Source organism: Ktedonobacterales bacterium (genome assembly GCA_036557285.1).
Classification (GTDB): Bacteria; Chloroflexota; Ktedonobacteria; order Ktedonobacterales; family DATBGS01; genus DATBHW01.
Window position 1 is genome coordinate 40,496 of sequence record DATBHW010000041.1, and the last position, 25,928, is coordinate 66,423.

General features: G+C 59.3%; 23 protein-coding genes. 18 read left to right on the plus strand and 5 right to left on the minus strand.

Annotated elements, in window-relative coordinates:
• Positions 1–16: 16 nt before the first annotated feature.
• The 6 genes from VH599_11945 to VH599_11970 all read left to right on the plus strand — a co-directional run bounded on the left by VH599_11945 (position 17) and on the right by VH599_11970 (position 7,398).
• Positions 17–1,882: a serine/threonine-protein kinase gene (locus tag VH599_11945; GenBank protein ID HEY7349014.1), complete on the plus strand. Its 1,866-nt coding sequence runs from the start codon at positions 17–19 to the stop codon at positions 1,880–1,882.
• Between the two features lie 80 nt (positions 1,883–1,962).
• Positions 1,963–3,858, plus strand: a complete 1,896-nt coding sequence (locus tag VH599_11950) for a protein phosphatase 2C domain-containing protein (protein HEY7349015.1) — start codon at positions 1,963–1,965, stop codon at positions 3,856–3,858.
• 179 nt (positions 3,859–4,037) lie between these two features.
• Positions 4,038–5,270, plus strand: a complete 1,233-nt coding sequence (locus VH599_11955; GenBank protein HEY7349016.1) for a VWA domain-containing protein — start codon at positions 4,038–4,040, stop codon at positions 5,268–5,270.
• 53 nt (positions 5,271–5,323) lie between these two features.
• On the plus strand, positions 5,324–5,938 hold the full coding sequence (locus VH599_11960; protein HEY7349017.1) for an FHA domain-containing protein: 615 nt from the start codon (positions 5,324–5,326) through the stop codon (positions 5,936–5,938).
• A 34-nt stretch (positions 5,939–5,972) separates the two neighbouring features.
• On the plus strand, positions 5,973–6,737 hold the full coding sequence (locus tag VH599_11965; protein HEY7349018.1) for an FHA domain-containing protein: 765 nt from the start codon (positions 5,973–5,975) through the stop codon (positions 6,735–6,737).
• Positions 6,738–6,855: 118 nt separating this feature from the next.
• The gene (locus VH599_11970; GenBank protein HEY7349019.1) at positions 6,856–7,398 is read left to right on the plus strand and encodes a GNAT family N-acetyltransferase; all 543 of its coding nucleotides are present in this window, start codon (positions 6,856–6,858) and stop codon (positions 7,396–7,398) included.
• Between the two features lie 11 nt (positions 7,399–7,409).
• Here the strand turns inward: VH599_11970 and VH599_11975 are convergent, their stop codons facing one another.
• Positions 7,410–8,144, minus strand: a complete 735-nt coding sequence (locus tag VH599_11975; protein ID HEY7349020.1) for a rhomboid family intramembrane serine protease — start codon at positions 8,142–8,144, stop codon at positions 7,410–7,412.
• Positions 8,145–8,389: 245 nt separating this feature from the next.
• Between VH599_11975 and VH599_11980 the strand changes: the two genes are divergently transcribed.
• Complete coding sequence (locus VH599_11980; protein HEY7349021.1) at positions 8,390–8,560, plus strand: hypothetical protein; 171 nt, start codon at positions 8,390–8,392, stop codon at positions 8,558–8,560.
• A 252-nt stretch (positions 8,561–8,812) separates the two neighbouring features.
• The gene (locus VH599_11985; GenBank protein ID HEY7349022.1) at positions 8,813–10,660 is read left to right on the plus strand and encodes a hypothetical protein; all 1,848 of its coding nucleotides are present in this window, start codon (positions 8,813–8,815) and stop codon (positions 10,658–10,660) included.
• 28 nt (positions 10,661–10,688) lie between these two features.
• On the opposite strand, the gene VH599_11990 is transcribed toward VH599_11985, so the two are convergent.
• Positions 10,689–11,498 (minus strand): alpha/beta hydrolase, encoded by an 810-nt coding sequence (locus tag VH599_11990; GenBank protein HEY7349023.1) that lies wholly within the window; start codon positions 11,496–11,498, stop codon positions 10,689–10,691.
• Between the two features lie 346 nt (positions 11,499–11,844).
• Here VH599_11990 and VH599_11995 point away from each other — a divergent pair, with 346 nt between their 5' ends.
• Positions 11,845–12,438, plus strand: coding sequence for an acyltransferase (locus tag VH599_11995; protein HEY7349024.1), 594 nt, complete (start codon positions 11,845–11,847; stop codon positions 12,436–12,438).
• Here the strand turns inward: VH599_11995 and VH599_12000 are convergent.
• Positions 12,423–13,241 carry a WecB/TagA/CpsF family glycosyltransferase gene (locus VH599_12000; protein HEY7349025.1) on the minus strand — a complete coding sequence of 273 codons (819 nt, stop codon included), beginning with the start codon at positions 13,239–13,241 and terminating at the stop codon, positions 12,423–12,425. The genes VH599_11995 and VH599_12000 overlap by 16 nt on opposite strands.
• Before the next feature lie 279 nt (positions 13,242–13,520).
• Here VH599_12000 and VH599_12005 point away from each other — a divergent pair, with 279 nt between their 5' ends.
• From VH599_12005 to VH599_12045, 9 genes are all read left to right on the plus strand, one after another.
• On the plus strand, positions 13,521–14,708 hold the full coding sequence (locus tag VH599_12005) for a glycosyltransferase family 2 protein (protein HEY7349026.1): 1,188 nt from the start codon (positions 13,521–13,523) through the stop codon (positions 14,706–14,708).
• Between the two features lie 268 nt (positions 14,709–14,976).
• Positions 14,977–15,315, plus strand: a complete 339-nt coding sequence (locus tag VH599_12010; GenBank protein HEY7349027.1) for a helix-turn-helix domain-containing protein — start codon at positions 14,977–14,979, stop codon at positions 15,313–15,315.
• Positions 15,312–16,388, plus strand: a complete 1,077-nt coding sequence (locus VH599_12015; protein HEY7349028.1) for a hypothetical protein — start codon at positions 15,312–15,314, stop codon at positions 16,386–16,388. The genes VH599_12010 and VH599_12015 overlap by 4 nt, the downstream gene beginning before the upstream one ends.
• Positions 16,389–17,267, plus strand: a complete 879-nt coding sequence (locus VH599_12020) for a CpsD/CapB family tyrosine-protein kinase (protein HEY7349029.1) — start codon at positions 16,389–16,391, stop codon at positions 17,265–17,267.
• Between the two features lie 39 nt (positions 17,268–17,306).
• Positions 17,307–19,922: a glycoside hydrolase family 44 protein gene (locus tag VH599_12025; protein HEY7349030.1), complete on the plus strand. Its 2,616-nt coding sequence runs from the start codon at positions 17,307–17,309 to the stop codon at positions 19,920–19,922.
• Between the two features lie 59 nt (positions 19,923–19,981).
• Positions 19,982–20,125 (plus strand): hypothetical protein, encoded by a 144-nt coding sequence (locus tag VH599_12030; protein ID HEY7349031.1) that lies wholly within the window; start codon positions 19,982–19,984, stop codon positions 20,123–20,125.
• A 64-nt stretch (positions 20,126–20,189) separates the two neighbouring features.
• The gene (locus VH599_12035; protein ID HEY7349032.1) at positions 20,190–21,797 is read left to right on the plus strand and encodes an O-antigen ligase family protein; all 1,608 of its coding nucleotides are present in this window, start codon (positions 20,190–20,192) and stop codon (positions 21,795–21,797) included.
• 30 nt (positions 21,798–21,827) lie between these two features.
• Positions 21,828–22,451 (plus strand): hypothetical protein, encoded by a 624-nt coding sequence (locus VH599_12040; protein HEY7349033.1) that lies wholly within the window; start codon positions 21,828–21,830, stop codon positions 22,449–22,451.
• A 17-nt stretch (positions 22,452–22,468) separates the two neighbouring features.
• Entirely contained in the window at positions 22,469–23,608 is a 1,140-nt protein-coding gene (locus VH599_12045; GenBank protein HEY7349034.1) for a glycosyltransferase family 2 protein, read from the plus strand.
• Here VH599_12045 and VH599_12050 read toward each other — a convergent pair.
• Positions 23,548–24,900, minus strand: coding sequence for a cellulase family glycosylhydrolase (locus VH599_12050; protein HEY7349035.1), 1,353 nt, complete (start codon positions 24,898–24,900; stop codon positions 23,548–23,550). The genes VH599_12045 and VH599_12050 overlap by 61 nt on opposite strands.
• Positions 24,901–24,937: 37 nt before the next feature.
• Positions 24,938–25,897 carry a glycosyltransferase family A protein gene (locus VH599_12055; protein ID HEY7349036.1) on the minus strand — a complete coding sequence of 320 codons (960 nt, stop codon included), beginning with the start codon at positions 25,895–25,897 and terminating at the stop codon, positions 24,938–24,940.
• Positions 25,898–25,928 lie beyond the last annotated feature (31 nt).

Genomic DNA, 25,928 nt, shown 5'->3' on the forward strand with positions numbered 1-25,928 from the left:
GATATACGAGGAACCGATGAGCCTGCCAAACGGCGCTATTCTTGATAATCGCTATCGCATCCTGGAGTTGCTGGGTGAAGGGGGCATGGGCAGCGTCTATAAGGCGGAAAACCAGCGCATGCCAGGGCCGCTGTGGGCGATCAAAGAACTGTTGATCGAGGCGTTTGCCGACCCGGTTGAGCTGCGCGAGGCGGTGGAGCGTTTCGAGAAAGAAAGCACGCTGATGGGCCAGCTTACTGTGCTGCCTCATCCGCGCTTGCCGCGTGTCATTGACCGCTTCACCGAGAACAGCCGCTATTATTTCGTGATGGAGTTCGTGCCTGGCGAGAGCCTGGATAAGATGCTGGAGAACGCCAAACAGCCCCTGCCAGAGCGGCAGGTCGTGGAATGGGCCGTTCAGGTTTGCGAGGCGCTCAGCTTTATCCACAGTCAGACGCCGCCGGTGATTCTGCGCGATCTCAAGCCGGGGAATGTCATGGTGACGCCGCAGGGCGAAGTGAAGCTGATTGACTTCGGCATCGCGCGCATCTGGAAACCAGGGCAAAAAAGCAATACGGAAAACCTAGGGACCATGACCTACGCTTCGCCCGAACATCTGGGCCAGATCGGCCAGACAGACGCGCGCTCCGACATCTACAGCCTGGGCGCAACGATGTATCATCTGCTGACCAATGAGGAGCCGACGCCGCTGGATACACCCCTGCCGGGCAGCCTGCGCGGGCGGAATCCACTCATCAGCCCGCGCGTGGAAGAAATCGTCATCAAGTCTATGCAGCTAGACCCCAACCGGCGCTTCCAATCCGCCAGCGCCATGCAAACCGCGCTGCAATCGTGTCTGCCCGCTGCGGCCAGCGTGAGCGGCCAGATCGCCATCACCAACCATGTGCCTGCTATCCCCGCCGCGCTGAGTCCTGGGGCAACGCTCGTCGTGCCGGTTGGCGGCAAAGTCTGCCCCGACTGTGGCTTTATCAACCGCGCCACCGCCAAGTTTTGCGCTCTGGATGGGAAGCCGCTGCCGGGCGACGCCTCTATTGCCAGCGCGGTGCAAAACGCCAAACGAGCGGTGGGAGCCGGAAAACCCGGAATACAGGCGGCCCCGGCGGCAGCGCCAATCAGAAGCGGGGTCAACCCGAATAGCGCGCGCGCCGACGCTCTCTATGACCAGGGCCTGCGCGAATATAACAACGGCAACTATACCCTGGCGCTGACCTGCATCCGCGAAGCGGTGCAGCTAGCTCCCCCTACCTACGCGCGCTTCTACAAGCTGGGCGAAACACACCGACGCCTGAATCAGCTCCGCGACGCCCTCAGCGCCTTCCAGAAGGCGGCCAACCTGCGCCAGTGCTATGATGTCTATTTTCAGATCGGGCTGGCGCAGCGGGACTTGAGACAATTCAGCGCCGCCGCTTCGGCCTTTATGCAGGCGCGCACGTTTGAGCCGCAAAACCCGGCGGTGGCCTGCCAGTTGGGCATCATTGCGATGGAGCAGAATGACTATACGACTGCCGAGCGCGAGCTACGCAGCGGCCTGCAAGTGCAAAGCCGCCATTACCTGCTGCGCTACAGCCTGGGGCAGCTTTATATCCGCGAGAAACGCTGGAACGATGCTATCACCGAACTGCAAGAAGCTGTGCAGCTTGGCCCAAATCAAGCGGAAGCCTGGCATGAGTTAGGCAAAGCGTTCTTTGGCGCCCGGCGCTATCCAGAAGCCGTCCAGGCGCTGGAGCAAGCTCGCGCCCAGGGTCTTGCCACGGCTGATGTCTATCGGCTCAGCGCGCAATCTTATGAAAAAACCAGCAACCGAAAGCAGGCCAGAGAATTTGCGAAAAAAGCACTTATGCTTAATCCCAATGATGCCGATGCCCGCCGGTTGGCACGCTAATCAGGAGACTCTTTGCTCCCCGGCTTCAGGGTCGCGGTGGCACGAGATGAGGATACCCTCAACTCATAGGAGGTGGAACGATGCTCTGCCCGAATTGTAATCACCCTTTGCGCGATCAGGCAAAGTTTTGTAATAATTGTGGCGCGACCATAGCCGCAGGCGCCGCGCCTGCCGTTGCCGCGCCGGAAGCGTCCGGCAAAGCCAGCCCGACAGGGCCGCTGAATCGTTCGTCTGCCGAACCAGATACTGGCCCGGCCCAAACGTCAGACCCGCCAGAATCAAGCGCGGCAACCGCTCTGGCGTCAGAAGAAGAAGGCGAGGCGCTGGATCAGCCGCTCCCTGCTCCTCCTCCGCTTGTCGAGATGGAAAGCGCGGCCATGCCAGCGCCCCCTGTCGCCGGCCAGCGAGAAGCAGAGGAGGCATATGATGATGCCAGTCAGCAGCCCACTGCCGAGGCTGTTCTCACCGAGCAGCTTTATGGGCTGGACCCTTTCGCGCCTTCAGGAGCTTCTCTGTCAATGAACCCATCAGAAGACGACTATCAAGCTGAAGAGGCGCCGTCAACAGACGACGTGCCTACGATTCGCATGGCTCGACCAGAGAGAAATGAGGTTGACGTGACTGCTGATTTGCTCGGTATGCTCGGCGATCAAGCGCCTCTGCAACCCGGTATGGTCCTCGAAGGGCGCTATCAGGTTGAAGAGGTGGTTCATACCTCCGAGGAAGAAAACCTGTATCGCGTCACCGACCAGTTGGGCTATCTGCACTGCTGGGCCTGCAACACCGATTTCCCCGAAACCCAGCAGCCTGAACGCTTCTGCTCGAACTGTGGCGCTGATATGTTGGGGAGAGAATACTGGCTGCGCGAGCGCATCCAGGGGGCAGGCGCCGCTGAGGCCGAACAGCCAGCAGAAGCGGCGGGCAGCGAAGACGCTGGCGAGGCTGCTGGCGAAGCCGCTCACATGGCCGCTGATACCAGCGACATGCCCGGGGCCAACGGCGCGCACCCTGAAGTGGCCGATGACGAGGCGGACGTGCTTCCGGGCGGCGCTCAGAAGTATGTGGACGCCGAGAGCGAGGAACTGGACTGGCCGACCCAGCCGATGACGGCCATCGCCAGCTTCATCATCGGCCCCCGCCAGTATCGCGTCGAGGCGATGGAGATCGAAGACCCCATCTTCCCGCTGGGCGTTACGCTGACGGCAGGCGCGCGCTCCGATGTTGGTCGCACCCGACGCGGCAACCCCAACGAAGACAGCATCCTGGTCATGCAGTTCTCGCGCATTCACGAATCCGTCAGCCAGCCATTCGGCCTCTATATTGTGGCCGATGGTCTGGGCGGCCATGACGACGGCCAGACCGCCAGCCGCAGGGCTATCGGCGTCATCGCCGACTACATCACCCGCGAAGTCGTGCTTCCGGCGCTGCAAAGCGGGCAATACGCTGATAACGAAACCCTGGCCGCCGCCCTCAAAGCGGCGATTGAAGCGGCCAATCTGGCGCTGGTCGGCTCGAATGAACAGACGGGCGGCGACATGGGGTCCACCGTCACCGGCGCGTTGATCGTTGGCGACACCGCCCACATCGTCAACGTCGGCGACAGCCGCACCTATCTCTACGATGGCACGTCGCTGCAACCCATCAGCATTGATCATTCGCTGGTGATGCAGTTAGTAATCGGCGGCCTGATTGACCGCGAAGATATTTACACACATCCCCAGCGCAACCAGATTCTGCGCAGCCTGGGGGATCGGCGCGATGTCCAGGTCGATCTCTATGTGCAAAAGCTGCGCCCTGGCTATCAACTGGTTATTTGCTGCGATGGCCTGTGGGAGATGATTCGTGACCCACAGATCGAGCAGGCGCTGATCGAATCCAGCGACCCACAGACCGCCGCCGACCGGCTGATGGAACTGGCGAACCAGAACGGCGGCGAGGACAACATCAGTGTCATTGTCGTCCAGGCGCGCGAGTGAGTTATCAGCGCCTGGTGTAAGGCTTGCGGCCAGCCGAGGCCGCGCAACTTGCGACTTCTGGTATTCGTATGTAATCAGTGAAACAACCTACGCTGGCGACGACCACTGCGCCTCCATACTCTGGCTTCCAGGCGCGGGCTTCAGCCGCCAGCCGATTAAAAAATAAGGAGACAATCATTATGCCCGGCGAAGTCACATTGAACTGCCAGCTTGGCAAGGAGCATCTCCCGGTCACGGGTGGATCGCAGATGGCATATGTGTTGGTGGAGGCCACACCAACGGAGATGATGGCCCAGGTACGTATGCCGCTGAACTTCGCCATTGTGCTTGACCGCTCTGGTTCCATGAAAGGTTCCAAGCTGAACGCCGTCAAACAGGCGGTTCAGATGCTCATTGACCAGATGGCTGACACCGACACTATTTCTGTTGTTGCTTTTGATGATGGCGTGCAGATCATCGTACCCGCGCAGCCCGCGATGGACAAGCCCGGCATTAAGATGGCTGTGGACCGCATCCGCGATGGCGGCGGCACCACCATGTCGCTGGGCATGAGTACCGGCATGAATGAGCTGCGCAAATATTACTCACCCACCAGCGTCAACCGCATGATTATCCTTACCGATGGCGTCACCTATGGCGACACTGATCGCTGCCGGGCGCTGGCCGACGACGCCTCGCGTCAGGGCATCAACATCTATCCGCTGGGCATTGGCGCCGACTGGGATGAAGACCTGCTGGATAACATTGGGCGGCGCAGCGGCGGCCTGGAAGCTGAATTCATCCGCAGGCCCGACGACTCACTGCACATCTTTCAGCAGCAGTTCCAGAGCGCCACTGCCGTTGCGGTGCGCAACGCCCAACTGCTGCTGCATCTTTCGGTAGGCATCACCCCCAAGAAAGCCGTCAAGGTCTTGCCACAGATCGCCGATCTGGGGCAATCGGTGCTTTCTGATCGCCAGGTGGTGATCCCGCTGGGCGATCTGGAAAAAGACACGCCCCAGGCGGTGCTGTTTGAGTTGATGATCGAACCGAAACCGGCGGGCGTCTTCCGCATTGCTGTCGCGGAACTGACCTATGATGTACCCACCATGAGTCGGCAGGGCGAGCAGATACGTGCTGATATTGTGATTGGTTTCAGTCAGGACACCAACCAGACACAGGCGATCAATGCGCTGGTGATGAACTACGCTGAAAAGGCGAATGCCCATCGGCTGGTCACCAAAGTGCTTGAAGAATATAAAGCAACTGGCAAAGTCACAACCCGGCTGGCGCCCAATGTCACGCGGGTTCTTGACCAGGAGACACAGGACGCGCTGGAGGCGCTGAGTACGGGGCAGCAGATCTCCAGCGAGCAGGTCAAAAACATCGGCAACAAAACGCGCAAGCTCACCCAGCGGCTTGAGGATGCTTAAACGTCATCAGGCTGGATGAAGAGGGTTGAAAACACACTAGAGGAGGGAATGCGATGTCTGTGAGATGCTCACAGGGACACGAAAACCCTGATGGTTCGGCATTTTGCGATGAGTGTGGCGAGCCGCTGGCCGCGCCGGCGCCCACCTTTTCCGCGCCAATCCCGGCAGCGCCGCCAGTGAGCGCCACTATGACCTGCCCAAGCTGCGGTTCGGCCAACCCGGCGGGCGAATCGTTTTGCAGCAACTGCGGCGCGAACTTGAACGCGCCGCCCGCTGAGCAGCCGGTTATGGCCGCCGCGCCTGCCGCGCCTGCTGTCTCGTTCGCGCCCGCGCCGCCTGTGGCCGTCAAGGCGCAGGTTGTGGTCGAAAGCGATAACACCACCTTCGACCTGGCGGGCAAGGCTGAGGCGCTGATTGGCCGCGAGGATGCTGTCAGCAACATTTTTCCCGATATTGATCTGACGCCCCACAATGGCGAGGAGGGCGGCGTTGGGCGGCGGCACGCCAGGATTCTTTATTCTGGCAGCCAGTACATGCTTGAGGACTTGAACAGCATTAACTTCACGTTCCTCAATAAGCAGAAAATCGCGCCCAAAACCCCCACGCCCTTGAAAGACGGCGATGAGATTCGCCTGGGGAGGATCGTGCTGCGCTTCAAGACTTTGTAATGTCTCTCCTTCGCTCTGAAAAGGAGGATCGCTTATGACTATTCGTTGTTCGCAGGGGCATGAGAACCCGGATGAGGCCACATTCTGTGATGAATGCGGCGAGCCATTGCCCGCCGAAGCGGCGGCCAACCCACCTGACCAGGAAGTAGAGGAGCCTACCCTGCCAGCAGGCGCGGCAGCCCCCCAACCAGCAGGGGCAGCCGAGCCAGAGCCAGCAGATATGGCTGTGCCTCAGCCTCCCCCGGCGGTTGATTTTGGAGCCACGCAAGCAGCGCCGGGTACGCCTGCCGCCGACACCTTTGCCACTCAAGCAGGCGCGGCGCCTGCTGAAGAGGCGGAGACCGTCGCTATGGCTCCCGGCGCGCCGGAGGCGGCCCCCGCCGCGCCGGAACCTGCGCCAGTCGCACCGCCTGCTGCGCCGGAGCCTGCGCCAGTCGCCGCGCCCAGCGCGCCACCACCCGCGCCGGTTGCCGCGCAGCCGCGCCTGATGGTGGAAGGCACGACGACGACCTTCGATCTGGCGGGCAAAGCCGCGCTGGTCGTTGGCCGCGAGGACGCGCCCAGCAACAGCTTTCCCGATATTGACTTGACGCCCTATGGCGCGGAAGAGGGGGGCGTTTCGCGCCTGCACGCGCGGCTCACGCTGAGCGGCGAGGACTGGGCCATCGAAGACCTGGAAAGCACCAACTTTACCTTCGTGAATCGCAAGCGTATCGCGCCCAAGACGCCGACTCCGCTCAGCGACGGCGACGAGATTCGCCTGGGCCGCGTGGGCCTGCGTTTCAAGACGACAGCCTGAACACGGTTCACGCGCCAAAAGCGCCTGGCCCAGCAAGCGCCATCCTTCGTCAGCCAGGTGGGCTGATGAGGATGGCGTGTGTTGTTCTGACCTGGCTGATAGAGGATGGTAGACGCCCATGAGAATACGGGAAGCGCAGGAAAGTGATGCGCCTGCTATGGCGCGCGTTTTTATTGACAGTAGACGAAGCGCGCATCGTGACCACATACCGGCTGAAAGCTTGATGAAGTTCTCCTACGAAGAGTCTGAACGCAATTGGGCGCGCGCGCTTCGAGAGATAGAGGCGACGCCCACAAGCAAAAAGCGCATCTATGTTGCTGAGAACGACACCGGCGAACTCATCGGCGTGGCGATGGGTGGACCAGAGCGCACACAGCACCCCGTCTATACTGGCGAAGTATACGTCCTCTATCTCCTGCCTGCCTATCACCGCCAGGGTATTGGTCGCCTGCTCACCGAAACCGTTGTAGAATGGCTGGCGCAGCAGGGTATGCGCTCCCTGCTCATCCGCGTCTTAAAAGCAAATAGCCCCGCGCGCCGCTTCTATGAGGCGCTGGGTGGGCAATTGGTATTTGAGGAGCAGATCGAAGAAGATGGGGCGGTTCTTGAACAGGTGGCGTATGGGTGGGCGACTGGAACCACCCTGCTGCGTCGGCCTTAAGCGGCTTTTCTTCAGGGGATCGTGGGTGTAGCCGACTTTGGCGCTGCGGGCGGCCTGGGCGCGAACCAGCGAGAGAGCAGGGCAATGAGAAAGCCAGCCGCAAAGCCGCCCAGGTGGGCGAAATAGGCGACAGCGCCAGCCGTATCCGCAACAAACCCAAAGACGGCCAGCCCATTGAGCGCCTGAACAAGAATCCAGAGGCCAATCAGCAGCCACGCCGGAATATCCACCAGAATCACCAGCAGCAGTGTGCGCACCCGCGCCCCTGGAAAGAAGACCAGATAGGCGGCCAGCACCCCGGCAATCGCGCCGCTGGCCCCCAGAATCGGTACTGTTGAATTGGGGTTCACCAGCGATTGCGTAATTACGCCCACCAGCCCACAGGCGACATAAAACAGCAGAAAGGCGATATGTCCCAATCGGTCTTCTACGTTGTCCCCAAAGATCAGCAGAAAGAGCATATTACCCGCAATATGCAGCCAGCCCGCGTGCAAAAACAGCGACGAGATCATCGGCAGCAGCGGCGGCGCGGGGGTCGCATATTCAGGGCAGGCGGGGTCGGATGGCTGCGTGGCAAGCTGCGCTACGGAATGGGGGATAGCGCCGTAATCGTGAATCACACACCCCAGCGCCGTCGCGGGCAAGCTCACCTCATAGGCAAAGACAACCATATTGACAGCGATCAGCAACAGCGTGATAGTCGGCCAGCGCCGCCGCTTCCCCGCCCGATCAAACAGGGGAATCATACGTTTATCTGCTCCTTCCAGCCTTCCTGCTCCCCCACACAGAGGATACGCCGCGTCAACGGCCCGGCTTCATTCTAGATCAGGGCATCAGCAATTACCAGCTTTGTAGGGCTTTTGGAAAGTCCGCAGGCGGGCCAGCGCGTTGGGCTAAACGGCGGCACGTTTTTTGATGGTATCCCCCACGCCTTAGCGCCTTATTCTTCTTTCTTCGGTTCTACCAAATCTGAGGTGTTGGTAAGCGAGGCGTGTTACTGGTAGCGCCGCCATCCTGGCGGCCAGCGGTGGCCTGCTGGTCCGCTGGCCTGGAGGGCGCACGCTCGCCAGGGCGCAGCGTTGGCCGCCAGGATGGCGGCGCTACAAGTGGTCGCTGGGGACGGTGGCCTGGAGGGCGAGCGTTCGCCCTGACGCGGCGTTGAGCCGCCATCCTGGCGGCGCTACAAGTGGGCTTCCCGCCCAATAGGCGCGCAGGGGCAGCGTGCGCGCTGGCGAAGCGGTGGCCGCCTGGAAGGCGGCGCTACAAGTGGCCCCCGATAATTGGTGGAACCTCTTTCTTCTTGAGCATTGACAGAAGGAAGGGGAATAGTCTAGACTTGATTTAAGAGTTGGTAGTTGTCAAGGTTGTTGATGCCTGGCCTCAGAAGAGGCGACAGGAAGGGATAGCGTTCTATATGAAGCCTGATACCTCTATAGGCCCGGCGCCACAGCAAGATACGTCACCTGATCATGAAAAAGCTACAGGACTCCAGCATACTGGTAAACCCTATAAGAAACTGCTCATTGAGATTGCTTCTGTTTGCCTGGTTCTCGCTGTAGCGATCTATTTTATATTCGGCGCGTCAGCAAAAAGTCCTGCGCCAGCCAGTTCAACCCCAATCACTTCTACATCGCTCAGCCCGACAGCCATCAATCCAACCCCCACAACCAAGGCAGGAAACAGTTTTCCCACCAATCTCCCAAAATTGCAGATACTGGGCATCACCCAGAATAACAGCAGTGTAAAAATTACCTTTAAGCCGGTGCGCGGCGCAAAAGATTATCGCATTATGGATGTTTCAGAGCCAATCATCGCCAAATATGCGGGAATGGCGCACCTGAGTGGCGGCCCCTTTCTGACAAATGCTGATGGAACACTGGTGGTTCCCATCCGGCAGGGTGGAAATGGCCCAAGCACCATTGATATACCCTACCCGCAAATCGAATGGAACTTACTCGAAGACGAGCAACCGCATACTTTAATTGTGCAGGCGGTCAATCAGCTTGGCCCCGTTCCTCCTGGCAACCTGTACACTGATAACAATGGATACGTGAAGCAGCACCAGGGAACGGCCATCACGCTTGGCATGAATGAAGGGCCAACACCCGATGGGCATGTTTCCATCAATGGGCAGGGGCCATCAACCAATAACCCTAAACCGATTGCGCAGTCGCTCCCCATCATTGTGCAGCCAAACCCGAACTATCACGCGATCCCATCCACCTCAAGCGCAACCCAGACGTTCTTCGACACCTTTCCAGATAGCGAAGCGGCCTCGTTCAAGCAGACCGCCAAAGACCCTGAAGGTGGCACTGCAATCTACACCCTCAATGCCGGGACCAACAATGCCTGGACGATTCAATATAAGGGGGCCGATATTCAAGACTCCTATCCCATGATCGAAGGTGGGCATTTCATGGATGTCCTGTTTGATGGAGGAACCCCAGGCACAGGTATTCCGCTGCATGTCCAATTTGGGTCCATGTCCATGACTCCTGGCCCCACCGCTAATTTTTCCTCTGGCAGAGTGCTGCACATCACGACCGAGATCGATCTGCACCAGGACGGGCGCAGATGGCTAGGAATAGAAGTCGCTCCGGCGAACGACCCCTTAACGAGCCACGATGAGGAGGGCGGGTCAATCAATCATTCAGACAAAGCCCTCTTTTTGGATACCTTTTCCGACATCTGCACGCTCTCTCTCTTCACGGGACCAAGCGCAGGTTCAGGAAGCCCTCCAAAGAGTGATCCTATTTGGGGAGCCATCGGGCAGGCAGACCATGTGTGCGACATCTCCAACGTGTATACGGGGGGAGGCATCAATCTTGATAACAGGGGAAAACTGGACCTGTTTATCAGCCAGACCCATGCCGCCCTCTTTATCAATGGGAAGCTGATGGTAGAATCGAACATTCCTGGCGGGCTGCCTTTTACCCAGGCCAAAGTGTACTTTACTCATTATGTCTATCATACCGGCAACGACATCAACGAGTTGAAGCAGTACCGGCCCTGGGAGAAGTTCTGGATAAACTACTTCCACTGGAGCGATGAGCGGCACTGGGACAATATGGGCTTCGAAGTCCTCCCGACGAGCGTTGCCGCGAACTCCGCGACCTGGCAGCGATTAGTGGCCCTTCCAAACCCGATTGCGCCAAAATACGCGCCTTCTGGAACGGGAAGCACCGGCAATGGGAATACCACCAACACCAGCCCTTCGGGAAGTACGATGGCGGCGAATATCCCCTGGCGCAGCCTGGCGTAAAGGCGGCTCTCGGCCTGGTCAGGATGGATCAGGCCAGTGATTGCAGAAAATCGGAGACGGCCCTGGTAAATGCTTCTGGCTGCTCCGTTGTGCTGTTATGCCCGGCCCCTTTGAGGACGAGCAGCCGGGCATCCCTGGCTGCTGCGACAAATGCCATCTCACCCGCGCGGGCGTCTGTATCATACTCGCCATTCAGGATCAAGAGCGGACCCGGATAGGCGCGCACTTGTTTGAGCATGACGTGGCTATCCGGCACATGCCAGATCGTCTGGCAGTAGCCTTTCCAGGAGAGGCCCGCATTGATCACCGGCTCGATGAGCGCGGCAGGATAGGCTTTCCGAAAGCCGCGCTCAAACCGCTGGAGGCCGCGCTGCCCCCCGGAGAGGGTCAGGGAGATCGCGCGAAGCTTCGCGGCCAGCCAGAAGAGCCAGCCATGCGCGTTATGGCTGGAACCGGCAAGCGCCAGCCCCGCCACAGAGGTGGGTTGCTCAGCGGCAAAGCGCAAAGCGACATAGCCACCCAACGAAAAGCCTACCAGCGCCGCGCGGCTGATGTGTTCCAGGGCCAGCACATCGGCCAGCAGGCGAGTTGCTGATCGCAGCGTCAGCGATTGGGCAGCGAGCGTCCCATGCGCGGGTAGATCGAGCGCGATGACCCGGTATCGCTCCGCCAGCGCGTTCATCTGCGGAATCCACATCTTGCGGTTCCCTAACGCGCCATGCAAGAAGACCACCGGAAAGCCATCCGCAGGGCCAGCGCAGTCATAAAAGGCCATCCGATCCTCCACTTCTTTTGGACAACCTGAACCAATGGAGGTTCCACCAATGATCGGGGTCACTGGTAGCGCCGCCTCCCTTCGGGAAGGGTCGCTTGCCTCGGCTGTGCCTCGGCACTCTCGCTCCCGTTGGTCGCTCGCGCGTCCCTTCCAGGCGGCCAACGCTGCGCCAGCGCGAGCGTGCGCCCTCCAGGCCAGCGGACCAGCAGGCCAACGCTGGCCGCCAAGATGGCGGCGCTACCAGTAACACGCCTCGCTTGCCAACACCTCAGATTTGGGAGAACCACCAATGGAGAACTGATTGACAAAGCGGCCCCTCGCAGATATACTTCGACCATCCTGTGCAGCGCCTCGCTCCGGCTGGCGTCCACAAAGCAAGCGGTATAAGTCGTGTGGGAGAGACAGGCACATGAGTCCAAAGGTGACGCTGAAAAAAATACTCCTCCATCTCAATGGGGACGACATCTCCCGCTATTTTTGGGGCTTGATGCTCCGTCGGAAGTTCACACGCAGCGGCATTATTACCGCCGAGCGCGGCTGGCCCAAGCCGCGCGTGACCAACCGGGGCGGTGAGATTTATGCAGAGCGGTGCGCCTTTTTCCCTGGAGTGCGGCTGGAAGTCTTGAAGGGCGGGCGTATCTTTATCGGCAAAGGCACCTATCTTAACCGCAACACCGAGGTTATCGCCCAGCAAGAGGTGCGTATTGGGCGCAACTGCATGATTTCCTGGGATGTGGTGATTATGGATACCGACCAGCACAGCATGGACGGCAGCCGTCCGGCAGCGAAGCCGGTCACGATTGGAGATGATGTCTGGATCGGTTGTCGCGCCCTCATTCTCAAAGGTGTGCATATCGGCGATCACGCCATTATTGGCGCCGGAGCTATCGTCACCCATGATGTTCCGCCCGGCGGCATCATCACCGGACCTGCGGCCACGCTGCGCGGCGTTCGTTTTACTCAGCAGCCCGAAGCAGAGAGAAGCCTTCAATTTTTGCCCTGAAACCGCTGCGCCCAGACGAGCGCGCCCATTGGGAAGAGAACCCGCACGCGCCAGGCGCGGCGCGGTTGGCAGAGTACCCGAAAAGCCCACTCCAGCCCGGCGCGCTGTACCCAACGGGGGGCGCGCCGCACGCGGCCAGCAATGAAGTCCAGCGTCCCTCCAACCCCCAGCGCCACCCCCACCCCCGCCGCGCCCAACGCCTGAGCATGCTGACGAATCCAGAGGTCTTGTCGAGGCGCGCCATAAGCGACGGCCAGCACATCGGGCCGGGCCGCGCGAATCAGCCCCAGGATGTGTTCGGCCTCGGCTGGGGAAGGCGACCCGGCATAGACGCCCGCAATCTGAAGGCCAGGAAAACGCTGCTGGAGGGCATGCCCGGCCTGTTCGGCCACGCCGGGCGCTGCGCCCAGCAGAAAGAGACGAAAGCCGCGCGCGGCGCAGCGCCCGGCCAGCAGAGGGAGCAGATCAGAGCCAGCCACGCGCTCTGGAAAGGGCAGATTCAGAATACGCGATGCCCAGACAATACCCATCCCGTCAGCCACCACAAGCGCAGCCTGGTTGATAGTGTCCCGAAAAGCCTCCTGTTTGCGCGCCGTCCAGACAAACTCGGTATTGAGCGTAATAATCTGGTTGGTGGGGCCGCCGCGCTGCCGATGCTCCTCAATCAGTGCCTCGATACGCGCCAGCGCCCCGACCATATCAATGCGATCCGCGCGCACACCTAGAACGATCAGATGCTCCGGGAGGACCGAAGGCAGGGCGGAGGAAGAAGCATGAGGTGAAGAAGCATAAAAGGTTGGCATCGGTCTCCACTCCTCGCTGCACGTAAATCAGACTTCCCCAACAGGGTATCATCCCTGGGTTGAGAAGGAATGGCAGCGAAGTAGAGATTCAGTGATGATACTTCCCCCAGGGTTAAGAAGTCCTGGTTGAGAAACTGACACGTAATCGGACTATTCTTCTCATCCTCTCAACCTGGCAGCCATCTCTTCAGTGTTCTGACTCTGTTACCCTCTATGGAGCAGGAGAGAGCTTGTAGTCTCTCTTGCTTCCTGTCATAACGTGCTGAAAGCGGTGGTTTTGTGAGCATCGAGCTGTTCCTGCGTATAGGGTTACTGAGCGTCGAGATCGCGCTGGCTGTCCCGATGCTGTATCTGCTGGCGCTGAGTGTGGCTGCCCTCTCGCATCAGCCGCACAAGCCTGCTTCGGCCAGCAAGCTCTCTACGCGCTTTGCTCTGCTCGTTCCGGCGCATAACGAAGAGGCAGTTCTGGAAACGCTGTTCGCCAGCTTGCACGCGCTCGACTACCCACCGGCATTGATGGACATCCACGTAGTCGCCGATAACTGCACCGACGCCACCGCCACGCTGGCGCGTGAATCAAACGCCTCTGTCTATGAGCGCCAGGATGCCCGCGAACAAGGCAAAGGCTATGCCCTGCGCTGGCTGCTGAGCCAGCTTGAAGCCGCTGGCCGCGAGTACGATGCCTACGTGGTGATTGATGCCGATTCACAGGTTTCAAGCAATTTCTTGCAGGTCATGAATGCCCAGCTTCAGGCCGGGCGATCCATCATCCAAAGTCAATATCGTGTTCAGAACAGCGAAGAAGCCTGGACCGCCGGGCTGCGCGCCGTGGCCTTCGCCCTCTTCAACCATTTACGCCCACTTGGCCGCAGCGCGCTGGGCTGGTCCTGTGGCCTGAAGGGGACGGGGATGTGCTTCAGCCGCGCCGTAGTCAAGCAGTTTAGCTGGACATCCTTCTCGCTCACCGAAGACATCGAGCATCATGTCGCGCTGCTGCAAGCCGGGCTGCGCATCGCCTACGCGCCAGCGGCCATTGTGTGGAGCGCCATGCCTACCTCGCTGAAACAGGCGCAATCACAGCAGATGCGCTGGGAGCGCGGCAGACTGGCGTTGGTGCGCAGGCATGTCCCCCACCTGATGTGGCAGGCCCTCACCGCCAGGAATGCCGCCTTCTTTGACGCCGCGATGGAGATTCTGGTCCCGCCGCTCTCAGTGCTGGCTGGCCTGATTATCGGCTGCTGCATAGCCGCTGTGCTGGGGGGCGCGCCTCTGGAGATGGGGCTGGGGCTGGGGTTGCTCATCGGGCTAAGCGCGTATGTGCTGATCGGCCTGCGCCTGGCCCGTCTCTCACGCGCTGCCTATTACTCGCTGCTGTTCGCACCCGCTTACATCGTCTGGAAGCTGTGGATCTATTTTGTGGCGCTCGTTTCTGCGGGAGATCGGCGGTGGGTTCGCACCTCGCGCTAGAACGTCGGTCAAGTAATCTCCGGCGCCGCGTGCCTGGCGAGTAAACTCGCGGCTAAAGGCTGCGCCACAAAGCCCGCCTGCGCGGGCTAAAACGAAAACACGACTTCTTGACCAATGTTCTAGGGGTTGCCGGACTACCCCGACCCGGCCAACCTTCTTAACCTGTTCTCAACCCAGTCTCAATGTTACACGGTGATACAAAGCTATACACTATCATACGTTGGGTATGATCTTCTATCGTTGGCTGGGACCGAGAGGAACGATGGTTATGTTAGAACACATTACCCAGGAAGAAACCCTGCTGACCTTCAAGGAAGCCATGAGCTTCCTGCGTGTCAGCCGCTCGACGTTGTATCGTTTGATGTGGTCGGGCCAGTTGTGCGGGCATAAGGTGGGCAGCACCTGGCGTTTTTATAAGCAAGACTTGCGCAGCGTTGTCACCAGTGCGCCTGTCGCGGTCGGTTCTGGTTCGCATCTTTATAAGCAAGACTTGCGCAGCGTTGTCGCCAGTGCGCCTGTCGCGGTCGGTTCTGGTTCGCATCTCCTTTCGGAACGCTTTGCAACCGCGCGCGGCGCGCAGAATATGCCCAGGGAGGAGCATCAATGAGACGCTTTGTGGCGGCTTTTTTTCGCCATCCCTTCACCTTGATCCTGCCAGCTATCCTCATCCCGCTCATCGTCGTATTTGCGGTGAGGACGTTTGCCAGCAGCTACTCCTCATCGGCCATTGTCTTTATCACCAACAACCCGTATATTCCGCTCCAGACTGGTTCTCAATATGACACCGCCGCCAACAACCTGAAAAACAATATCGAAGAGTACATGAATCGGCCAAGCTTCTTGCTGGCGGTGGCAAACCGGACAGACATGCCCAAGACCTACCCGGCGGGTATTCCTGGTGTCGCTGGCCTGATGGCAGCGCGCATCACCGATGGTCTGAGCATTGCCTCCATTGGCAAGGAAACCCTGACTATCTCCTACAGCGACTCTGATCCGCATCTGATCCCACAGGTCATCGTCGCGCTCCTTCAGGAGTACCGCGCTCAGACGATCAAGGACGCTGAGAGCAACGCAGACCTGACGATTAAGTATATCCAGGACAAGCTCCAGCAAGACGAGGATCAGCTTGCGGCGGATGACCTGGCGAGAAATAAGTGGATTCAGTCGCATCCCAACACCAGCATTGATACCGATTCTCACCTGGCGCTGCTCCAATCGCAATATGAGAACGATCTGGCGCTGGTCCAGCAAGATCAACAGACGCTTCAGAAGGTCACTGGCTCAGCCGGAGTGCTGGCGAGCCTGTACATCTTCGAGATAACCGACCCGCCCAAGATTCCAACCGCGCCAACCGTGAAGTCAAAAATCACGATTACGGCCATGATTGGTGGCGTGGCACTGGGGCTGGGGGTTTCGCTCGGCTTAATTGGTCTGCTGGCTATGTTAGACCGGCGTATCCACTCGCGCGATGATCTCCTTGAGGGCTTCCCCCTGCCGGTGCTGGAAGTGGTCCCGCGCCTGCGTGGGCTTCAGGAAGAGGCGCTGGTGGTTGGCTCTGCGGAGACGCTTTCCCAACTCTCCCAGGTACCTGTCCTGGCAACGCTTCCCCGCTTGACTGGAAGCGGAAGCACTCTCGATGGAAGCGGTGTCCTCACAGCTAGAGCGGAGGATGAAAAATAAATGCCACAAAACGATCCCGGACCAGAAACTCGCCAGGACTCCAATGCCGGTCTGAATGGAGCGACTCTCTCGGATTCAACAAATCAGGCGGCATTTGACTCGTCGGCGCATGCCAATGGAGTCGGCAACGGCTCCACGATGCCAGGCGGCGGACCAAAAGGCAGCGCCACGCAGAGGAACCCCGCCGAGTCTCCGCTGGAGACCGCGCTCACACGCATGGGCCGCCAGTCGCCCTGGCAAGAGAGCCGGGGGGTTGCCAACTCTCATACGATGGAGTATTTTCGGCGCATCTATCTTTCGCTGCACACATCGGGCAGCCCGGATACTATCCCAACCATCGGCGTCACCAGCGCAGTGGATGGCGAAGGAAAGTCAACGATTGCGCTGGGCATTGCGACGACGATAGCCGCCGATCTCGACAGCCCCATTGTGCTGGTCGAACTCAACCTGACGCGGCCATCGGTCCACAAAAGTTTGGGGATTCCCGCCCAGCCCGGACTCTCCGAGTATCTGCGCGGCGAATGTTCCCTGCCCAATGCCCTGCGCCAGATCACCGAGAACCTTTTTGTCCTCCCGGCAGGAGATTGCCGCAATGATCCGGCGCGGCTGATCCGCATGCTCACGCGGGCGAATCTCTTGCTGCGTATGGATAACAGCGGCGCGGTCCTCGTGCTGGACCTCCCGCCAGTGCTGACAGCCAGCTATGGTGTGCTGGCTTCTTCGATGGCTGATGCCGTCGTGCTGGTGGTGCGCGCGGGGCAGACACCCGAAAAAATGGTGAAAGATGCTGTCGCCCGGCTGGACGAGTCTACACTGCGCGGTATCGTTCTCAATGCCGCGCGCCCTTCTATTCCTACCTGGCTTGGCGGCTATGTGTAGCCGCTGCATTTCAATCTATCTCTTTTAAGGAAATCTGGTATGACCGAACCTGGTCAGCAGCAGTACGATTTCGGTGATGAAGACCTTTGGGCTGGGGGAAAAGCAACCGGCCTGGAAGATCGAATCTCCCTTCCGCCAGAGCAAGCCAGGAAACGCTTCCGGCGGCGCACGTTTCTGCTGGGGTTGGGAGCACTCGCGGGGGGGCTGCTCATTGGCGGGGCTGCTGGCTATCGAGGACTTAGTTCTCTGATCCGCCGCCCCAGACCGAACTATTTTACGCTTACCGGCGCGTTGACCACTCCAAACGATCTGGTCATCTATAGCAATGGGAAACTGAGCGATGGCTGGGAGGATTGGTCCTGGGCTAATCACGACTTTGCCTCTAAAGCGCAGCTTTTCACGAACCAGCCCTCACTTCGCATGGAATTGGCGAACTGGGGCGCGCTTCACCTGCATCGCAGCGCCGGTTCCATTGATCTGACGGATTTCGGCTACCTGCAATTTTACGTCAACGGGGACAATGGAAGCGACCAGCAAGTCTTTGCCTTCTTTGCAGAAAGGGGAAATGGCAGCGTCCAGACGACGCGAACACTGACTGCCCCCTATACCCAGGGCGGCGGCATCAGCAGCAGCGACTGGAAGCTCACTCGCCTTCCCCTGGCAGCCATGAAAGCTACCAAACAGACCATTTCCGGCGTACTCATCGAGGATGCCAGCGGCGGTGAGCAGCCCGCCATCTATATTGCCGATTTGCGGCTGATCTATGCCCCCGACCTCACCCCAGCACATATCGCGCAGGCGTTGGCCCTTGACCTGAACACCATTACGCTCATCTTTAACAAGCGCCTGCTCCCTGAAGACGCTCAATCCAGCCACTTCTACACGATCAGCGGCGCGGATGCGGCCTATGCGACGCCCCAGGCGCCGCTCTCCGCGCATTACCATGTCGGCGCTCAGAGCGTCAGCATGGTTGTTCCGACGCCCCTACGCGCCAACCAACAGTACACCGTCACGATTGGCCCTGTGCGCGATAATTACGGCGTTGCCCTGCCTGATCCCTCACATGCCACCGTGACCGTGACCACGCATCCGCTGACCGTAAAGATTGACGCTGCTCAGAACCAGCGGGCCATCAGCCCTCTGATTTACGGGGTATCGCAATCCAATGCCGACTGGATGGCTGAGGGCCGCCCGCGCCTCAACCGTTGGGGCGGCAACCAGGCCACCCGCTATAACTGGGAACTGGGCAATGCCTTTAACGCCGCAGGCGACTACTATTTTACGAACGGCACCTACGGCCACGACTCTGCGGCTGACAAGCGGCCATCAGGCATGGCGGATCAGTTTATTGAAGCGAACAACGCCATTGGCGCGGCAACTATGCTGACCATCCCCAACATCGGGTGGGTCGCCCGTGACCGCAGCTCCCAGTCGGATAAGGTTCCCGAAGAGGGCGGGCCGCCGCTGAAGCCAGGCGGTGATGCTATCGCTGGGTACGATCCGCGCAAGAACCGCCAGTTAACTTCGGTGTCCTCAAAGGCCAGGAAGAACGGGGCGCTCTCCGATCCTCCTGATCTGAACGATTCCCGCGTTGCTCAGAATGAGTGGGTTGCTCATCTTCTGAATCGCTTCGGACCCGCGCAAAATGGCGGTGTGCGCTTCTATGCGATGGATAATGAGCCAGACCTGTGGTCCTTTACGCACACTGACATTCACCCGGCAGAACTCAGCTATGACCAGCTACGCGACATTTTTCTGGACTACGCAACGGCTGTCAAGGAGATAGACCCTACCGCGCTCGTAACCGGGCCGGTCCTCTCCGGCTGGGTGGCCTATTTCTATTCACCACTTGATCGTGGGAAGGACAACTTTCGTACTCACGCTGACAAACAGGCGCATGGCGGCCAGGATTTCTTGCCCTGGTGGCTCTCGCAGATTCGCGCCCACGATGAGCGTACCGGGCAGCGCAGCCTGGATGTGCTGGACATTCACTACTACCCACAGGGGGGAGAATATTCCAACGATGTCAGCCCCAAACTGAGCGCCCAGCGACTTCAAGCTGTGCGTTCGCTGTGGGATCCTACCTATACCGATGCTTCCTGGATCAATCAGAAGGTTCAACTCATTCCACGCATGAAGCAGTGGATTCAAGAGTATTATCCAGGTACCAGGCTGGGCATTACTGAATGGAACTTTGGAGCGGAAGGGCACATGAACGGCGCACTGGCGCTCGCGGAGGCGCTGGGGGTCTTTGGGCGCGAAGGGCTTGACCTTGCCAGCTATTGGGCCTATCCCGCCAAAGATAGCCCGGCCTACTTCGCCTGGAGGCTTTTTACCAACTATGATGGGCGGGGCAGCGCCTTTGGCGCAACCTCGGTGCAGGCGCTCTCAAGTGACGCTAACCTCGTCTCGTGCTATGCCTCCCTGGACAGCGCCACAGGTGATCTGCTGGGAATCGTACTCAATAAGAGCGCCGTCGCCGATCTCACGCCCACCATCCAGATAGCGAATATGTCTGCCACGCAAGCGCACGTCTATCAAATCAGTGAAGATACACCGCAGATTAAACAACTGCAAACGGTCAGCGTTTCGGGGGGTGCGCTGAAGCTGCTGCTGCCTGCCTCTTCGATTACCCTGCTGCGGTTCACGCGCTAGCACGCCAGACCTGGCAGTGATGATGCTTTGCTGAGTGGACACGCCTGAGGAGGAATGTCGTGAATACTATGCTCGCCTTTATGGTGGTTTGTCTGATCCTGGGCTTGTGGGTCAAGCCCAGAGTTCGCTATGGGATCGCCATCATCGCGCTCTTTGCTTTCCTCCTCGTACTCTATTTCTGGCTCAGGCCACAGCAGCTTTGAGCGCATCTTTCAAGGGGAGTTTGCCTGCTACCAACGCCTCGGAGTAGAGAATTGGGGCCGAGAAATGACTTTCGCAAAAAGACTCTTTTTTATCGCAATATTTTTCATCTTGTTGATGGAAGGCGGGGGAACAAGCCTGGACCCCTGGACCGGGTTCGCCATCTATTTCCATGAGGACATCAAAAGCTGGCTGCCCGCGTCAGGGATCATCTTCAACCCGCTGGAGATCGCGCTCATCGTCATCTTCATTGCCTGGGCGGCGCGTGCGCGGCGGGATCGCCGGTTCCACTTTGAGCGTGGCTTGCTCTACTGGCCTATGCTGGCCCTGGCAGGGACATTCCTTTTCGGTCTGCTCTGGGGGACAATGCAACCGGGGAGCAATTTCACGATAGCTCTCTGGGAAATCCGGGCGATGGGCTATGGGATAATTGTCTATTTCCTGGTAGGCATCCTTTTTACTGATCGCCGCGACCTGAGTACGCTCATCTGGGTTATCCTGATCTCATCCTTTTTACTGGGCATTGAGTGTATTATTCGCTATTATTTCTTCCTTCCTCTTCACGCCGTTGGTGATCTCGATTACGATCACGGCGACGCGCCCATCCTGGCATTTGCCATTCTCCTCTCGGCAGCCATGATACTCCTCGGCTGCACCCGCCGTCAGAAACTCTTCGCCCTCAGCACGATAGGGATTGATTTATTAGCACTGCTGGTAACGCACCGCCGGGCTGGTGAAGCGGCGCTGGCGATTGGCCTGGTCTTCCTGGCAATCATCCTTTTCCGGGTGAATAAGCGGCTCTTCTTCAAGGTGGTTCCCATCACCGCGCTGGCGCTGGGTATCTACCTGGCAGCGTTCTGGAACTGCACTACCGGCGGTTTGTGCCAGCCAGCCCGCGCGCTGACCTCGCAAATCAACCCGGACGCGCGCGACGAAGCCTCCGACGAATATCGCTATATAGAGACGCAAGACCTCATTTTTAACATTGACGCGCAGCCCATTACGGGTCTGGGGTTTGGACAGCAGTTTATCTTTTACATTGAGCTGCCCGATGAGAGCTTCTGGCCCTTCTGGCACTACACCCCGCACAACTCAATCCTCTGGATCTGGGTAAAAGCGGGGGCGCTTGGCTTCTTTGCCTTCTGGTGGGTCATCGGCAGCGGCCTGTATCGCGGCGGCAGGATTATCCAGGCGCTCAACGCGGCGGGCGACAACAACTCCCGCGCCCTCCTGGCAAGCGCCACCTGTTTTATTATGATGCAAGTCACGTACTCCTATATTGACCTGGGCCTGATGAGCGACCGCATGCTGCTGCTCTTTGGCCTCATGCTGGGCGTCATTGGGCATCTGCCAGCCATACTGCGGCGCTCGACCAATACCGATGTGCCCGCCCGCCCAGGCAAAGGACAGGTCAATGGCGTTCTGGTCACGGAAACACCCGAAGTACAGGTTGGCATCCTGGCGCGCGCGCTGGTTAGCCCGCCACGCGCTGCAAATGCGCGACAGCAGCCTAGATGGTCTCACCCGAAAAGCTCAGGCTGGGGCCAGGGAGAAGGAGTCGCCGCCTGGCGGCGCGCTTCCCGACCATTATCCCCTGAAGAGGCAACGGACCCGGTACTCAAGGGGAGTTCTCAGCGTCCATCTCAGTGGTCCGACAGTGCAGAAGAGTCGTGAAGTAGAGAGGTAGAAAGGCAGGAGACGCACATGTTCGCCAGTAACAAACGCAAGACGCCCAAAACCATGAGCGTGTTCGAGTTGTTTCGAGAAGACCTTCAGGTATGGAAGCGCAAGGGCTTTTTAGTAGGCGTCCCCAACCCACACAGCCCGGTCACATTCAGCGAAGCCCTCAAGTTAACCTGGAGCCAGGCGCCGCTCAGGGCCACTTTCCTGTACCGGCTGAGCCACTGGTGCCATCGCCAGCATATTCGCCTCATCCCTGGCATTCTCTGGAGAACGAATATCAGGCGCTTTGGCCTGGATATTGTCCCCAGCGTCCCAATTGGCCCTGGCCTGTATATCCCGCATACGGTTGGCACGGTGGTCATGGCGCGCGGGCTGGGGCGCAATGTCAGCCTCATCACGGCTGTCACCATAGGCATGCGCAGCACGCATGAGTTTCCAATCATCGGCAGCGATGTGACCATCGGCGCTGGCGCGCGGGTTCTGGGCGGTATTGTGGTTGGTGATGGGGCTACCATTGGCGCGAACGCGGTCGTTATTGATGACGTGCCGCTCGGCGCAACCATGATCGGGATTCCGGCCAGGCCAGTCAGCCGCAAAGAACCCAGCTATGCTGAGCAGGCGAAGGAGATACTCTATGGCTCGTGAGCAGAAGGAAATGCTCTATGCCTCGTGAGCAGTTTTCGCAGGCTTCTCCCTCTCAGCCGCTCTCTGCTAGCGCGCCTGATGGCGCGCTGTTGTCAGATTCAGCTATGCCAGGGACCGTCGCTCTGCCCGTCGTCAGCCTGGTGATCCCCACGCATAATCGGCGCGAATCGCTGCGCATGGTGCTGGAGGCGCTCGCGCAGCAGACCACCCCCGCCGATCAGTACGAGGCGCTGGTCATTTGCGACGGCTGCACTGATGATACTGCCGAGATGTGCCGGGCGCTGCGCGTGAAGTATCGCCTGCGTCTTTTTGAGCAGACGTCGAACCAGGGGCCAGCCGCCGCGCGCAATCGGGGGGTACAGGAAGCCGCCGCGCCGCTTATTCTCTTCATTGATGATGATGTGGTTCCTGAACCAACCTTGATCGCCGAGCATATGCGCCTGCACGAGCAAGACGAGCGCGCGGTGGTGATCGGCCCACTGCTCGCGCCGCCCAACTTCCGGCTGAATCCCTGGACACGCTGGGAAGAGGCGATGCTTATCAAACAGTACGACGGGATGATGGCCGGGAAATGGGAGCCGACGCCGCGCCAGTTTTATACCGGCAACGCCTCAGTGCGCCGCGAATATATTCTGGCCGCCGGTGGGTTTGACGCGCACTTTCGCCGCGCCGAAGATATAGAACTGGCCTATCGCTTCCTCGATCAGGGGCTGCGCTTCCATTTCAACCCCCAGGCCAAAGGCTGGCACCATGTTCGCCGCCCATTGCGCTCCTGGCTCAGCATTCCAACGGAATACGGCTGGGCAGATGTCGCCATGTATCGCAGCAACCGGCAGCGTATCCTCAAAAATATGGCAAAAGAGTTTCATCGCCGCCAGCGCCCGCTTCAACATCTGGCGCGGGCGTGCCTGGGAAACCCGCGCCGCCTGCGCCTGACGGTGAGCGCCTTGCTCGTGGCTGCCCGCCTTGCCGATTGGCTCAGGCAGCCGAAGATTGCCAACGCTGCCTTCAGCGCCATCTTCAACTTACGCTATTGGCAGAGCGTTAGCGAGCAGATTGGAGGCCGCGCTGCCTTCTGGCAACAGGTTGAAACCTATCACCCAGAGGCAGAAGCGCCAGCAAACGCTGGCAACGGGCCGCCAGCAGCATCTTTATAGGCTTCAAAGCCCAGCTTGTGATGCTTGTAATCCCGACTCACCAAACCGTAATACTCCACGCCAAGCAGCGCGCCGCCAGGGCCAAAAGGAGACGTATCGTGGAGTTGATAGAGGAAGATGGCCTGCACATTCAGATCGCTAAACACATCGCTAATCAACTGCGCCTGATCGGCTTCATCGTTGGGAGTCTTGATCGTTCCTGAGTTGCCCGGAGCGCCATCAGGCTGAGTAACCAGGCCAAACTCAGTCAGCCAGACCGGTTTCTGGCTATCGCCGTTTTCAGACAAGACCCCCTTCATGAGATGCACTGCCGTACTCACCCCGTCAACGACGGGAAAATAGGCATGAGCATTGGCAATATCGAAATAATGGCCGCCACCAGCAGCATACACGTTGGACAGGAAGCCAGGCCCGCCCCCGACCAGGCCCGCTATGAGGACTTTTGCGGTCGGGTCTACCTGTTTTACCGCCTGATAGCCCGGCTTCAAGATCAGATCAACATATTGTTTAGCTGTGCCGTTCCAGTAATGGGAGTCCAGGTTCGGCTCGTTCCACAGCTCCCAGTAGTGAATCTGGCCCTTATAGCGGGTGATGGCGGCAAAGACAAAATCGCCAAAAAACTGGGCGGATCGCGGGGGGCTTTGAGGGCCGTCCTGGCTTGCTGTCAGGCCGCTGGCCCAATCGGGGGTAAAGAGCACCTGGGGTACCAGTTGCAAGCCCGCGCTGGTGGCAAGGCGCACAATGGCATCCCATGCCTGCCAGTGATAGCCGCTCCAATTCGGGTCGCGCGCCAGGGCGCTGTTATAGGTACCGCCACCCGGCCTGTTCGGCGCTACCAGGGGCCAGTCCAGTTCAACGCGAAACAGCTTGACGCCCAATTCGTGCATCAAGTCAATCTGCGTCTGAAGCTGCTCCGGGTGCTGCGCCTGCGCCCACCAGCTATCAGGCTGAGGCGCGTTGGTCAGATGCCACCAGCGATAGCCAGGCTCATCGGTCAACCCTTTGATGGGCGCGCCCGCCTCCGTGGGAGCAGCAGGGGTAGGCGTAGCAGTAGGAACAGGGCTGCTGGTTGACTGAAGAATGGGCGGCGGTGTACCAGGAACCGGCCCTGTTACCGGGCCACTCCCGCCTGCCGACGCTCTAAATGCCAAAAAGACGAGCGGTGAGATCAACAAACCAACCAGGAGCGCCAGGCCAAAGACTTTCAGCGCCCAAACGGCCCGGTCCCAATTGTTAGAAACCGTTTCTGCTCTGAGAAAACGCATAAACCGGGTCAGGAATCTTCGCACCACTGTATATCCCTCTTTCCAAAATCGGCCAGCAGCGCCTTTACTCAGCCCCGGAAGCCAGCGCGTCTGAGGTTTTCGCCGCTATATGGGGATGTTGTTCGCGTGGCAGATAGAGCCGACGACGACGATCAATCTGATACTGAAAACTGACGCGCATGCCGCGAGCGCAGTACAGAAAGTTGGCGAGGCCAGACCCCCGACGCAGCATGAGCAGCTTCTTCCAGGAAATACAATCGCCCAGCCACTGATGGGCGATTGTAGGCAGAATGGTCAGGTCTCCCAGGCGCAAGTATTTCATATACAACGCCCCGGCGGCGAGGTAGGCGTGGTACATTAACGCTCTGCCCCCACCATCCCAGGAGCGAAACCCGGAGTGAACGACATAAGCATCAGGCGCGTTCAGCACACTGTAGCCTGCTTTCAATATCCGGTAGGTCATATCTCCATCTTCATAGCTATACAGCGGCGCTCCGGCCCCTAACAGCTCGTCAAACGGGCCGACTGCCCGGAGCGATTCCTGGCGAAAGGCCATATTCGCTCCAATGCCTCTGGCGCGCCTGAAAGCCCAGGGAGACGAGATGCGCTCCTGTGAGCGCACGACGAAGGCGGGAATGTGTCCCGCCGCCGGATCGTAGGAGATGGCGCGCACCTCACCGCAAATCTCGCCCACATCAGGATAGGCGCGGAAATACTCTACCAGCAAGGCAAGCCAATCGGGACTCACATCGCAATCGTCATCGGTGAAGGCAATGATTGGCCCGCGCGCGTGGGCAAGGGCAATGTTGCGCGCAACAGAGAGGCCCGCCGTCTGAGAGCGCCAGTAGCTGAAACGGGCATCGCCCGCTGTCACCTCATGGACCGCCTGTTCTGTATCCTCTGCTGCGCTTTGATCAACGATCACCGCGTCGAAGTCTTTATAACTTGAGGCAGCCAGGCTGCGCAGCGTCGCAGCAATAGCTGAGCCGCGATTGCGTGTGCAGATGCAAACCGTGACGTGCATAGCTATCTCCCACATTCGCTGCCAGGTGTGT